The sequence below is a fragment of the Shewanella maritima genome, from assembly GCF_004295345.1.
GTDB lineage: Bacteria > Pseudomonadota > Gammaproteobacteria > Enterobacterales > Shewanellaceae > Shewanella > Shewanella maritima.
This window is the reverse complement of record NZ_CP036200.1, coordinates 267364-281151: the sequence shown is the minus strand read 5'-3', so window position 1 is coordinate 281151 and position 13788 is coordinate 267364. Positions and strand designations below refer to the sequence as shown.

At 41.8% G+C, this 13788-nt stretch carries 8 protein-coding genes; 6 read left to right on the top strand and 2 right to left on the bottom strand.

Annotated features, from left to right (window positions below):
* Positions 1 to 90: 90 nt before the first annotated feature.
* Positions 91 to 579, top strand: a complete 489-nt coding sequence (locus EXU30_RS01285; protein ID WP_130597455.1) for an acyl-CoA thioesterase — start codon at positions 91 to 93, stop codon at positions 577 to 579.
* A gap of 11 nt (positions 580 to 590) precedes the next feature.
* The gene (locus tag EXU30_RS01280; protein ID WP_130597454.1) at positions 591 to 1466 is read left to right on the top strand and encodes an NAD(P)-dependent oxidoreductase; all 876 of its coding nucleotides are present in this window, start codon (positions 591 to 593) and stop codon (positions 1464 to 1466) included.
* A 156-nt stretch (positions 1467 to 1622) separates the two neighbouring features.
* On the opposite strand, the gene cdd is transcribed toward EXU30_RS01280, so the two are convergent.
* Together cdd and sbcB are read right to left on the bottom strand one after the other, a co-directional pair.
* Complete coding sequence (gene cdd / locus EXU30_RS01275) at positions 1623 to 2516, bottom strand: cytidine deaminase (RefSeq protein WP_130597453.1); 894 nt, start codon at positions 2514 to 2516, stop codon at positions 1623 to 1625.
* 23 nt (positions 2517 to 2539) lie between these two features.
* Positions 2540 to 3961: an exodeoxyribonuclease I gene (gene sbcB / locus EXU30_RS01270; protein ID WP_130597452.1), complete on the bottom strand. Its 1422-nt coding sequence runs from the start codon at positions 3959 to 3961 to the stop codon at positions 2540 to 2542.
* 423 nt (positions 3962 to 4384) lie between these two features.
* Here sbcB and EXU30_RS01265 point away from each other — a divergent pair, with 423 nt between their 5' ends.
* From EXU30_RS01265 to EXU30_RS01250, 4 genes are all read left to right on the top strand, one after another.
* A complete protein-coding gene (locus tag EXU30_RS01265; protein WP_130597451.1) occupies positions 4385 to 4606 on the top strand; it encodes a hypothetical protein in 222 nt (73 codons plus the stop codon).
* A gap of 1254 nt (positions 4607 to 5860) precedes the next feature.
* The gene (locus EXU30_RS01260; RefSeq protein WP_423213391.1) at positions 5861 to 6763 is read left to right on the top strand and encodes a polysaccharide lyase family 7 protein; all 903 of its coding nucleotides are present in this window, start codon (positions 5861 to 5863) and stop codon (positions 6761 to 6763) included.
* 255 nt (positions 6764 to 7018) lie between these two features.
* Positions 7019 to 10060, top strand: a complete 3042-nt coding sequence (locus EXU30_RS01255; protein WP_130597449.1) for a TonB-dependent receptor — start codon at positions 7019 to 7021, stop codon at positions 10058 to 10060.
* A 63-nt stretch (positions 10061 to 10123) separates the two neighbouring features.
* Positions 10124 to 13738, top strand: coding sequence for a VCBS domain-containing protein (locus tag EXU30_RS01250; protein WP_130597448.1), 3615 nt, complete (start codon positions 10124 to 10126; stop codon positions 13736 to 13738).
* The last annotated feature ends 50 nt before the right edge of the window (positions 13739 to 13788 follow it).

The window sequence follows — 13788 nt, the reverse complement described above, 5'->3', positions numbered from 1 at the left end:
CGAATAATTCAATTAAAAAAGCGCGTTACGCGCTTTTTTTATAGGTATACTGAACTTAACAGTAATTGTATGACAAATAGAGGGGCGACGATGGCGGGTCAAGATAGAGAGCTTACTTTACGGTTTTTAGCCGAACCTGCGGATGTTAACTTTGGTGGTAAGGTTCACGGCGGCGCAGTAATGAAGTGGATTGACCTTGCGGCATATGCAACGGCTGCAGGTTGGAGTGGTAAATACTGCATTACGGCATATGCAGGTGGTATTCGTTTTGTTAAGCCAATTCATGTAGGCAATATTGTTGAGGTTACTGGCAAGATAATTTATACCGGTGCCACCTCGATGCATGTGGCAATTGATGTACAAGCTGGCGATCCCAAAAATGCCGAACGTCAATTGACCACACATTGTATTGTGATTATGGTAGCTGTCGACGACGAAGGTAAACCCACTCCTGTACCCGAGTGGATACCTGAAGCAGAAGAAGACATTCGTTTACGTGACAGTGCGCTGCGCCTAATGGATATGCGTAAACGTATTGGCGCAGAAATGGAAGCGCACGTAAAACCGACCATAGACTAAAAGAGGATGGCATGGCAAAGGTTGCATTCATTGGCCTAGGAGTAATGGGCTACCCGATGGCGGGTTTTCTACAAGAAAACGGCCATCAAGTTACTGTATACAATCGTACTACCGCTAAAGCGGAAAAGTGGGTTGCTCAATATGGCGGTGAGTTTGCGTCAACGCCAAAACAGGCTGCTGCAGAGCAAGACATCGTGTTCACTTGTGTTGGTAACGATGATGACTTGCGTCAGGTGGTGATTGGTGAACATGGTGTCGCTCAAAGCATGAAAAGTGGCAGTATTTTAGTCGATCACACAACAGCATCTGCCGATGTCGCCAGAGAGCTAGCGACCAAACTTGCCAAAAATAATATTCGCTTTATGGATGCGCCTGTATCTGGCGGTCAAGCTGGTGCTGAAAACGGCGTACTAACTGTGATGATGGGTGGTGAACAAAAAGATTTTGATCAGGTTAAACCTGTCATTGACGCATACAGCCGCTGCGCAGAGCTGCTGGGTGAAGTGGGCAGTGGTCAGTTAACCAAAATGGTGAACCAAATTTGCATTGCCGGGGTGGTTCAAGGTTTGGCAGAAGGACTGCATTTTGCTCGCAGCGCCGGCTTAGACGGCCCTAAGGTTGTTGAGGTTATCAGCAAAGGCGCCGCGCAAAGCTGGCAAATGGAAAATCGCTATCAAACCATGTGGGAAGGCGAGTATGACTTTGGATTTGCTATCGATTGGATGCGCAAAGATTTAGGCATCGCGCTTGAAGAAGCGCGCAGAAATGGCAGTCATTTACCTGTCGCCGCGCTTGTGGATCAATTCTATTCAGAAGTGCAAGCAATGAAAGGCAATCGCTGGGACACATCAAGCTTAATGGCGCGTTTAGAGAAAACTCGCAGTTAACTGAGTTTGTATGTCAACGAGTTAGTCGTACAGCACTGCTTATTAACAAAACAAAAGGACAGCAAATGCTGTCCTTTATTTTTACTATGACCGTTTGCAACAAAGCAAATATGCTAATAGCTTTAGCCTATAAATAGCTTTACTCGTTGAGTCGCACTAGGTTTGTGGCTCAGCCACTAAATGCTCTAGCTCAACAGCCGCGACCGAATGAAGCGCATCCATTGCCGCACCAACTAAACTAATTTTCCCTGCTGCAGACTCGATTAGTACCGCGCGTTTAATGTCGCTGAATTGGTAATTACTGCGGACAAGGTTAGTCAGCGCCATTTGCATTGGTTGCATTGATGGATTAAACGCGGCGTTTTCAGCATATCGTCCACAAAGGATTTTACCATCAGCCATCTGCAGTGTGACAGCGCCATGACTTTGCGTATAAGGAGCATAGCTAGTATTGAGCTGCTCAAGCGCTTCAATGATAACAGGGTCATCACTAGGCAATACAAAATTGAGGTTCTGCTCAGTCAATAACGGTTGAGTCACTTGTAAATCTGCAGGACCAAAAGCATAGGGCAGATAGTGGGACAGCTTTTGTGGCCTTTGATTAGGAAGGTGAATAGTCACATCTTGCCCCTCAATTAATTCATTGATGAATTGGCGACAATGGCCACAAGGGCTGAAGTTAATAATGATGGCTTCAATGTGTTTTTCACCGGCAAGCCAAGCATGACTAATAGCGCTTTGCTCGGCGTGTACCGTGTGAAACAGTGCTTCACCTGGAAGTTCTAGGTTGGCTCCCATATATATGTTGCCTGAGCGACCTTTGACTATCGCGCCAACAAAAAACTGGCTGAGTTCAGGGCTTGCTAGTGCTGCCGCAATAGGTAATAGCGCAAGCAACAACTCATTAGTTTCTAGCTTGGTTTGCTCACTTAAGTTGGCTAGCTGCTCGGCGCTAATGTGACCATTAAACTGCTCGTTCAAAATCGGGACGATGGCAGTGGCTAATTCTTGTGGTAATTGGTTTAACGCAGGTGCAAATCTATCTTGCATATTCCTTTCCTTGTATTCACTTACTATAACGATTGTAGGTATTGGAATAGGGCTTTTAGTAATTTTTGTTTGTGTTCATTTTGGCTGGTTTCTTCGACCAAGTTTTCTAGGTTTATCACATAATCGGGATCTGATAAGCGTTGCTGGCAAAACTCTCGCCATTTGAGCGATTCTTCATCAGACAAGGTTGCTGGATAATTCCGTGCGCGATATCGAAACAGCATTTGATTAATTCTTTGGTCTTCAAACTGCAGATCAAGTGCTGCCAGGTGCTCTGGGGCTGTGCGCTGAATAATCTCCATTTTAGATTTATCCGCAGGGCTAAAGAAGCCGCCGCTGTAGAGCATAAGATCAGGGTCAGTGATTTCAGCGCGGTCTGATTCGATTTCAAATACCGCATTTAGCTTCTCGCGAATTTCAGTATTCTGCCTTAGCTTTCTAAATTGCTCTCTGGCAAATTCGATATCGAAATTAATGTGATCACAGACTTTTTCATCAAGTAGCTTTGTTGGACCAATAAATGGGCACTTATTAAGGTGCACCAGCTTGACGCCAACCGGTAGCTGCTCTTCGTTGAGCTGCGCTCTTGGCGTGTACATACGCTCAACGATTTCCTCTGGAGTGAGTGACAGCAAAGGCTCAATATCCATAGCAAGGTTAACGCAAATAACCGCATTTTTATTGGTTGGGTGGTACGCAACGGGAGCTATTAAGGTGGTGCACCCTTGGGCAGAGCTAATTTTACTACTCACATGGACTAGCGGCGTCATTTTGAGTACATCAATTTGTTCAGCTACTGCTTGTTTACGGCGCAAGTTAAAGTAGTAATCAAACAACTTAGGCTGCTTTTGCTTGATGAGCTTTGCCATATCAATGGTGGCGTAAACATCTGACATTGCGTCGTGGGCTTTCTCGTGACTTAAACCATTTGCCTGGGTGAGTAGCTCTAGCTTAAAGCTTGGTGCACCGTTTTCACCCATTGGCCATTCAATACCTTCAGGTCTAAACGCATAACAGGCTCTGACCAAATCAATAATATCCCAACGAGAGTTGCCGTGTTGCCATTCACGTGCATAAGGGTCGATAAAGTTACGATAAAAGCCATAGCGGCTGACCTCATCGTCAAAACGAATCGAATTGTAGCCAGCAACACAGGTATTTGGCGTGGCAAATAGACGATTAATCTTCGCCATAAATTCAGCTTCTGGGCTGCCTTTAAGATTGGCTAGTTGCGGGGTGATCCCTGTGACTAATATTGCTTCGGGTGCTGGAAGGTAGTCAGGAGCAATTTTGCAGTAAAATGTCTCTGGCTCGCCAATGATATTGAGATCTAAATCGGTTCTGATCCCCGCAAATTGGGAAGGTCTGTCTTTTGCTGGGTTTGCACCAAAGGTCTCGTAGTCATGCCAAAAAATAGACGGGCTCTCGCTATCGTTTTTATTCATTTGTTTGATCTTTCTTTTTCTTCGTTTTAATCGCTTAAATAAATAGCTTAAGCTTTAAAAATGTTGCGCTCTCATCATTTTAATTCACTTTGACTTATCTTGCATTAAGCCAATCTGCGTACATTTAGGAACTTGGGGGTTAAGGTTGTTTCATAAAAATGTACACCGACTCCCCTAAAGTGTCCTTAGCTGACATGCAGTTACCTGCAATTAATGGCAGTGCATACAATGGCAGCCCAGGAATCAAAAATCGTGACGGCCTTAGCGAGCGTGTCACACCCATTGGTTCCATCATGTTTCAGTACTGGTGCAGGCTTAACGGCAAAGCTGTTCGAGTAAGTTTAGGCCGATGCACGTAAGCAAGGGGGACGCGGCAAGCAGGCGCCTAGCTTAGTTAAAAGCCTAACTGTTAACTTTACATGGATGAATGACGCTTCAGGTGGTTCAAAATATCGACCTGTTGAAGTGAGTGTTACTCCGCAATCAATTCAACACCTTATTGAGTTTGTTGGCGGCGGGTTATTCCAAACCTCAGCTTGCACAGCAAGCCTTTCAGCCAAGCTAGCCAATGGCGGAGACATATTGACCGCAGAGATATTCCATTTTCGAAAAGGTTATCGGGACATGCTTCGAAATAAGCACTAATGCGCCTGACAGCGTAGCTTCGTTCAGCAAGAGCATTGATGATAAATCACAATCAATTCGAATTATCGTACTGCTTATAATCTGCACATTAGTTCTGAACTGCAATCGCATTACATCATCTGATGGTAACACCTGTGTGAAACTTGGTACTACCCGTATACAAATCGGTAATACCAATTTGTCGATTGGAATTACCAGCATGGAAATTGGTAATAACCTGTTGTGAATTTGGAATACAGCTGACGCACTGATTAGCTTTGTTCTGCTATTTGGTAATGTTGTCATATCCATTGGTAGCGAATATAAAAACTACTCAACAATAATTGCTTGGCTTTTCTGTAAGTGTTTGTTTATACAGTCTCTTTATGTTTGGTGAACGCATGTCAAACCAATGCGTTAGTCCTTTTTGTACCTCTGTTACAACCAATTTTTGTTTTTGGTAATGTTTTGTGTGCTGTTTTTGGTTGACAATGGTGTGTCGTGGTGGTTATATTTTTGTTAATTAGAGGTTACAGGTGTGAGCGAGTTGTTAGGTGTGTAGCTGTGTGGGGGAAGTTGTATATGATTCTATGTACAACCAAGGCGAGCGCATGAGTGATTGATTATCAATCATGTGCTAAGAGTTGTTGAACTTTGAATGCGCAAGACGCCGTAAAATCATCCTTGCTAGCTTCGCTTGAGCATCCCTGCTAAATAGGCTTGCTTACTCAAAGCTCATAAAGCTCATAAAGCTCATAAAGCTCATAAAGCTCATAAAGCTCATAAAGCTCATAAAGCTTATAAACCTCATAATAAATCGCGCGATAAAATGTTCAGGAACTCGCCCTGTATGTATAACGATTAATCACAGCTCTTTGATCATATGCGACAAAGAGTTCTGCTTCTTATTACAACGAACTTAGATAATTTTTGGTGTTAATTAGAAGCGGTGGTAATTAGAAGCGGCGTTAATTAGAAGCAACGTCTCATCTATTTATATTGCGTTTTTTAGGGTTGGTTAAGTTCATGTTTAGGTGCAACACTATATGCACCGAATATAGGTGTTCTAAGTAAGATTTGAAAATAGTTAAGCCGAACAATACACGAACATATTCAACAAAGAGATCGTAAATTATAAAGGATTTCAATATTAACACATATAAATCTTACCGACATTTTCAAAATAAAATGTGTGACGTTTTCGCAGTGCTCGCGTTTGCTTTAGCTGTTTTTAGCGCATCACTCAATGCTCAGGAAGTTGAGGAAAATACGCTTATTCCCAAGTCACACACTAGCCTTGCTGAAGGTGTTTTACTGGGGGATTTGTCAAAACTCGATCCGCATAAAAAGCCAGGTGAAAATTTTGATTTACTCGATTGGTCGTTAACGTTGCCAACCGATCTCAACAAAGATAAAAAAGCTGATACCGTCTATGAGAAATCATTAGCTAAGGGCTTTAGCTTAAAGCCATTTTTTTATACAGCAGATGATGGTGGCTTGGTCTTCGCTTGCCCAAACGTTGGTGCCAAAACCTCAAAAAACACCAAATATGCGAGAACCGAATTACGCGAAATGCTACGTAGGGGTAATAGTCGAATAAAAACGCGTGGCCTGACAAAGAATAACTGGGTTTTCAGTAACGCGCATGGTTCAGCAAAAGCTAAGTCTGGCGCTGTCGAAGGCAGTTTGGAAGGGACTTTGGCAATAAACCGAGTATCTACCACAGGTGATGTAAAAAAGGTTGGACGCGTGGTCATCGGGCAAATTCACGCGACGGATGACGAACCTATTCGTTTATATTACCGAAAATTACCAGACAACTCGAAAGGGGCTATTTATTTTGCCCATGAAATAAATGGTGGTGATGATATTTGGATAAATATGATTGGCTCACGTTCACATACTTTATCAGACCCTGATGACGGCATCGCCTTAAACGAAAAATTCTCTTATAAAATTTCCGTCATAGATGAAGTGTTGTTCGTCACTATCATCAGGGAAGGTAAGCCTAATATTACTAAATACTACGATATGAAAGATAGTGGTTATAGTGCTAGTAATCAGTATATGTACTTTAAAGCGGGTGTTTATAATCAAAACAATGACGGCGCTGATGGTGATTATGTACAAGCCACTTTCTATCATATCCATAACACGCATAAAGGGTACAAGTTTTAGCGCAATTAAAGTATCAACTTATAATTCTAAATTCATAACTCGTAACTATGGTTTTTGGGTTGCATTTTTATTTGGATTAATATTTTGGAGGTTTTAGGGTTTCGTCTATTTTAATTGATATAACTCTAATTAAAGTATAATAGTTTGATGGTATTTACCGCTTGCAAAAATGAATATAAGAATTTAATGGTAGTAACCTGTTTGCAATAAAAATATATCAATAAATGGCATTAAAATACTAAGGGGAAGTACGGTATGTCGACGAAATTAAGTAAAAAAACACAACCCATCCTTAAAATAGGGAAGTTCAAGCTTTCACCTATCGCAAAATGGTTGAAGCTTGCTGCATTTACTTCTGTAACTAGCTCTTTTGCATTTTCGGCTACAGCACAAGAAGCCGAAACTGAAAATCTAGATAAAGCTAAGGATGATATAGAGGTTATTGCAATTGTTGGTACACGTAGAACAATTCAAGACCAAATTGCAATAAAGCGCGAGTCTACCACGGTTGTAGACGGTTTATCTGCTTCAGATATTGGTGATTTACCTGCACTTTCAATTGCTGAGGCGCTAGAATCATTAACGGGTGCATCATCGCACCGTGAAAATGGTGGTGCTACTGAAATCAGTATTCGTGGTTTAGGTCCATTCTTAAGTGCCACTAACATCAATGGCCGTGAAGCGACCAATGGTAGTGGTGACCGTTCAGTTAACTTTTCTCAGTTCCCATCAGAACTGATGCAGAAAGTGGCTATTTATAAAACACAAGACGCCTCAATGATTGAAGGTGGGGTTGCCGGTCTTATTTCATTGGAGACACTTAAGCCTTTAGAATTTGGTAAGCAACGTTTTCAGGCTGAAGTAAAAGCTAATTACAACCCAGACCAAGCCAACGTTGACAGTTCACTTCAAGATGATTTGGGCTACCGTGGAACACTAAGCTATGTTGACCAATTTGAATTTGATAACGGCCAAGCATTTGGTTTGAGTGTAGGTTTTCAACGTCAAGATATTAGCCAGCCAGAAGCTGAATATAGGAGCTCAAGCCCAACCGGTTCATCTTTGTGGGCATGTTTGAATGATCCAACCGATACCAATACCGGTTTTTTCCGCAGCTCAGCGGGCGATTGTGAAGATAGCGTTGATGGTTCATTTAGTAACCAAGGTTATAATAATGATATTGATCCAGAAACAGGTCTTGCAGTAGATGAAGGCAGAGAATATGCATGGACTGGTTCAAGCCGAAGCTTCCGTCAAAATGAAACATCAGATAAAAGAGACGCTTTATTCTTTGCTCTGCAATACCAACCCTCAGAAAAATGGGATATCAATTTTGACGCACAATTTTCAGATCGTACCCAAGCAGAAGCGCGTCATGATTTAATTTTCTTACAAAAGCGCGTTACGCCAGGTGTAACGGGACAAAATCTGATCACAAACGATGTTGGCGGTATTTTACATTGGGAAGGTGAAGAACGCATCGAATCTGCGGGCGAGCAATTTTCGCGTGAAGAAAACTATCGTGGATATGGCTTGAACGTAGAACATTTTTACTCTGATGATCTAAAGATTAGTGTTGACCTTGGCTATTCTAAAACCAGCCGTGAAGAACTACAAATAACTAACCGAGGAAGAACGAGCTCTCGTCCTTTCATATCTTGGGATTTAGGAGAACATATTCCTCATTTCACAGTGACTGATTTTGATGTGACTGATATTTCCAATTTTACAGATAGTCTTCGCACTCGCCTCGACAGAGAAAATGTTCGCGACAACGAAATTATGGGTGCACGCGTTGACGTTCAATATTATCTAGACAGTGATGTTTTTAGAAGCGTTCAAGCTGGCGTTCGCGTTTCTGAACTAACATTTGTTCAATTTGGTGGCACTAACGGTAACGGCTCAAGAACGACATACAATTTAGATGAATCTGCAACGTCGGCCATCGATGTACTTGAAGGTTGTCAAATAGCCTTCCCTGAGAGTGATTTTTTATCTAGTGTTTCTGACGGTAATATTATCACCCATGTTGACAGCTCAGGTAATGTTGTTGAAAGCGGTACAGGCAATTCATGGGCAACTTACGATAACGAGTGTTTCTCTCAAGCATTAGCAGCATCACAAGGCGGCGAATTCGCCTATCCAGAGGTGATATACGAGAATGCGGGTACTATTGACGTAACAGAACAAACTACCTCTGCTTATGCAATGCTTAATTACGACACTGAAATGTTTGATAAATTTGTTCGCGGTAACTTTGGTGTGCGTGTAGTAAATACTGATGTTAACTCTATTGGTTTTAGAGAAGGTTTTGACGTTGTTACAGATCCGGTCACAGGTGTGGTATCTCTAGTACCAAATGGCACTATTGAACAAATTGAAAGTGGTGGCGATTACACTGAAGTACTACCAAGCTTTAACTTAGTTGTTGATTATGATGATAATATTCTCCTAAGGGCCGGCATTTACCGAGGTATGTCACGTGCCGATCCATCTGATATGGGTTATAGCCGCACATTTGTAACCGATGACTCTGATGACCCTCAATCCGTTGAAGACTTGTTAGTGGGTGCAAATGGCTCTGGTAACCCTGAACTTAAACCATTAATGTCATGGAACTATGATCTTGCTGCTGAATGGTACCCAAGCGACGATGCTATTGTTGCTTTAGGTGTTTACTACAAGCAATTTAATGGTGGTTTCCAACAGCAAACACAATTAGAGACGTTTACCGTTGACGGTGTGGAAGTTGTTTTACCTATAACTAATTCAGTAACGACTGAGGAAAAAAGTGACCTTTATGGTTTCGAAGCGACATTCTCGTATCGTTGGGATTTAGGGATTGGTGTGAAGTTTGGTTATAACTATGCAGATACTACCTATGAATTTGAAGATAGTAACTACGGTAATACCTTTACAACTGATTTAGACGGTGTAACCACTCAGCTTACCGCAGGTATTGTTCCACCTGCCTCAGTCCCCGGATTTTCTGAGCATGTATTCAATGGTCAGGTTTACTACCAAATAGGCGATTTTGATACTGCGCTTATCTATAAGTATCGCAGCGAATACTTCCAACCTTACACTTCTAACGGCACAAGACTGCGTTATGTTGATGAGGCAGGTACTTGGGAAGCTCGTGCGGCATACAAAATCAATAAACACGTTCGTGTTAAATTTTCAGCAATTAACTTGTTCAGCGAACCTCGCAGTGATGACTTCTATGTCAAAGGTAACTTGGGTCAAGTAAGTGATTATGGTCCACGCCTGTTCGCAGGTGTCAGCTTTAAGTACTAGCCAAGTCTAGTTCTTAACTAAAACAAGCTAATTTGAAGAAAGAATCTTTTTGGAGTAATAAAAATGAATAATAAATTACTTTTACCGCTCATCATTGCGACAGGCCTAGTAGGTTGTGGCGGTGATGACGGTGCTGAACTCGATGCTAATACTCGCGGTAGTATAGAAATAATCGGAAGCGACTTTTATGCTGGCGCCACGCTCTCTGCAATAGCTACTGATGCTGACGGAATTAAAGAAGACACCATTACATACGTTTGGTCAACAGGTACTATTGGCACATCTTACACAATTACTGAAGCCGACGAAGGCACAATCATATCTGTTTCTGCCAATTATACCGATAATGCAGGCTTTACAGAAGGTGTAGGTGCATCAACACCTACTATCAACCCAACCCTAAATGTTTCAGCTAGCATTATTAAGGGCCCTATTGATGGTGCAAACTGCGACATATTTGAAGTTGATGATAGTGGTGCTGCAGTTCTTCCTGCGCAAGGCACTGCAACCTCTGACGCTTCAGGTGGCGTTACATTTATCGACGTACACTTCGAAGGTTTAGGTTTAATTACTTGTACTGGTGGTACTTATACTGACGAATCAACAGGTTTAACCTTAAATGCTCCTCAACTACGATCTGTAGTGACTGTCGATGAATTTAGAGTTGCTAAAGATGAAGAGGGTAATGATGCCACAGATGAAAATGGAGATTTAATACTCGTAATACCTACCTATGTTGTCTCACCTTTAACCGAAATGGCTGTTCAAAACGCGGGTAGTGATTTAAACCAGTTTGCTGAAGCAGCTGAGATAATTAATGGTCGTTTTGGTATTCGTTTTGATACAACAGAGGTGCTTCCTACTTTAGTTGGTACTGTTGAACTTGGTGCTGATGGTGCTGAAGATGCCGATAGATATGGTTCTGTGCTAGCGCTACTATCACAAGTTGATGCAGACAACGCAGACGCAGATTTATCTACCGTTATGGAACAACTTGCTAGTGACGTCGCTGATGGCTCTTTTTCTGAAGTGTCTTTAGTGACACTTGAGACAGCACAAATTAATTTACAAACGACTTCACAAGTTGCTGGTTCTGTTGATGAGGAGCTACTTAATGTAATTGGAGCCGCTGTTGGTTATAACAATGACCCTGTTGCTGCAATCATCGAAGGTGAATTTGGCGGTACTGTTCAACATACTGCTGTTAATCCACTAACTGGTTCACTCACCATTATTGATCCAAACTTTGAAGAAGATGCTTTTGTTGCTCAAACTGATGTAGCACTTGATTATGGTTCTTTTAGTATTAGCGCCAACGGTAGCTGGTCTTACACGGTTGACACTGCAAATGACACTTTAGCGAGCCTTGAACTAGGTGAATCTGTAACAGACTCAATCACTATCGCTTCTATTGATGGTACGACTGCTGATATTGTTATTCGTGTTGCTTCACTTACTCAAGTTGTAAAAATAAGCGATACAGGCGGCGATACGGGTGAGATTAGATTTAGCGTTGATAACCTTCGTCAAGGTAAGCTGACTGCATCTATATCTAAAGAGGTTGCGCTTGGTAGTGATGGAAATATTAAAGATGCTTATATTACGCTTTATGGTTCATCTGGTAGTTCTAGTGAATCGCTTGTAGATTTGCGTATTCAAGGAACTCAAACTCAAGCCGATGGTACTGTAATTGAACCTCGTTTCTTTGTTCGAAATACTGACAGTGACGCTTATCCTGGCAATATTATCACTGCACCATTTGTTGAAGAGCAGTTTTATGATGTAGAAATCGAATGGGACTTAGATCAAGCAGATCAAATCACAGTGACTATTGATGGGGTAGTGATTGGTGGAGGTTCATTCTCTACTGCAGCAGTTGTTGACTCTGATTATACAAGCTTAGACCAGTGGTTTGCTGATGGTGTTAAAGCTATCCAATTTAGATTTGGTGATAATGATAGAACGATTCCTTTCGGTTCTTTCTATGTTGATAACATTGAAGTATTTTCTGATACCGCTGGCACTGCAAGCGTGTTTTCAGATGACTTTGAAAGCTATGATGCAGGTGAGACTTTAGATGGTGTAGACAGCAAGTACGGCTTAGCTATTTACTCAGAAGTTATTGTATTTGATGCAGGTGAGGGCACAGAAGAGCCTACACCAGCAGTATTCTTTGATTTAACGGGAAGAATTGCAGCTGATGAAGCAACGACTACAGGTTTGGTAAGTGTACTTGACCCAGATGAAGGCGAAGCATTTATTGTTCAGGCAACCTTAATGGGTACATACGGTTCATTAGCAATATTAGAAGATGGCTCTTGGACATATTCACTTAATACTGCTGATCCCGTTATTGCAGCACTTGTTGTTGGTGAAAGTGAAATCGATACCTTTACTATTGAATCTTTGGATGGTACTACCGCTGAATTAATTATCACTATTACAGGCACAGTTGTTGTTGATACCGGAGCAAACAATGTTGCTAGAATGGCTGATACTACAACAGACGCCGATGCCGAGCTACGTTTAACCACAGATCCACTTGCTGAAGGCTCTATTTCTGCAACCATTAAGCTACAAGCAATTGATGGTTTCACTGCTACACCAGGTGTTTCTGAAGATAATACCGCTTACATCAGTATTTACGGCGGCTCAGCTTCTTCAAGTAACTTAACTGGCGAAATAATCTTTGCTAAAGACGGTAAGGTTAAATATCGTGATGCAGCAAAATCGCAGCAAACCATTGAAGGCTTAACTTATTTTGATGATACCGATATTGACGTTGTTATCGATTGGACTGCAACAGGTTATTCAGTTTCAATTGATGGTGGTACAACCTTCTACGGCCCATATGAAGCAATCAATACAGGTACAGCAACAGAAACGTATCAAATCCGTATTGGTAGCTCTTCTAAAGAGTCAGCAAAAGAATTACTCGCTGATGATGTCGTCATTGCTGATGAAACAGATATGGCAGTATTATCTGAAGACTTTGAAAGTTATGCTGACGGTGAAGATTTAAGCTCTACTTACTCAAGCTCTGCTGAAGCAACTGTTAGGACCATAGCGGGAACGAGTGTAAATAAAGTTGCTAGAATGGCTGACACAACAACAGACGCCGATGCTGAGTTACGTTTAACAACAGCGGCTCTTGCTGAAGGTTCTATTTCTGCAAGCATTAAGCTTCAAGCCATTGCTGGCTTCACTGCTACACCCGGTGTTGATGAAGATAATACCGCTTACATTAGTATTTATGGTGGTTCTGCCTCTTCAAGTAACCTAACTGGCGAAATAATCTTTAGTAATGATGGTAAGGTTAAGTATCGCGATGCAGCAAAATCGCAGCAGGTTATTGATGGCTTAACGCATACAAACGATACGGACATTGATGTAGTGCTTGAATGGACAGCAACGGGTTATTCACTTTCAATTGATGGTGGCACAACCTTCTACGGTCCTTATGTTGCCATTAATACAGGGACTGCGACAGAGACGTATCAAATCCGTATTGGTAGCTCTTCGAAAGAGTCAGCAAAAGAGTTACTCGCTGATGACATTGTTATCGCTGATGCAAACAATACGGCAGTGCTATCTGAGGACTTCGAAAGTTATGCAGTGGGTGACGATCTAAGTACGATTTACTCTAGTTCTGCCGAAGCAACAGTGCAACAAGACTAATCAAATTTCAGTTGTAAATTAATATTTTAAACAATGTGTTAAAAATGCCG

What these genes read in the sequence shown, in the direction of transcription:
- EXU30_RS01285 (WP_130597455.1), top strand. Translation starts at nt 91, where the DNA reads ATGGCGGGTCAAGATAGAGAGCTTACTTTACGGTTTTTAGCCGAACCT.
- EXU30_RS01280 (WP_130597454.1), top strand. Translation starts at nt 591, where the DNA reads ATGGCAAAGGTTGCATTCATTGGCCTAGGAGTAATGGGCTACCCGATG.
- cdd (WP_130597453.1), bottom strand. Translation starts at nt 2,516, where the DNA reads ATGCAAGATAGATTTGCACCTGCGTTAAACCAATTACCACAAGAATTA.
- sbcB (WP_130597452.1), bottom strand. Translation starts at nt 3,961, where the DNA reads ATGAATAAAAACGATAGCGAGAGCCCGTCTATTTTTTGGCATGACTAC.
- EXU30_RS01265 (WP_130597451.1), top strand. Translation starts at nt 4,385, where the DNA reads ATGAATGACGCTTCAGGTGGTTCAAAATATCGACCTGTTGAAGTGAGT.
- EXU30_RS01255 (WP_130597449.1), top strand. Translation starts at nt 7,019, where the DNA reads ATGTCGACGAAATTAAGTAAAAAAACACAACCCATCCTTAAAATAGGG.
- EXU30_RS01250 (WP_130597448.1), top strand. Translation starts at nt 10,124, where the DNA reads ATGAATAATAAATTACTTTTACCGCTCATCATTGCGACAGGCCTAGTA.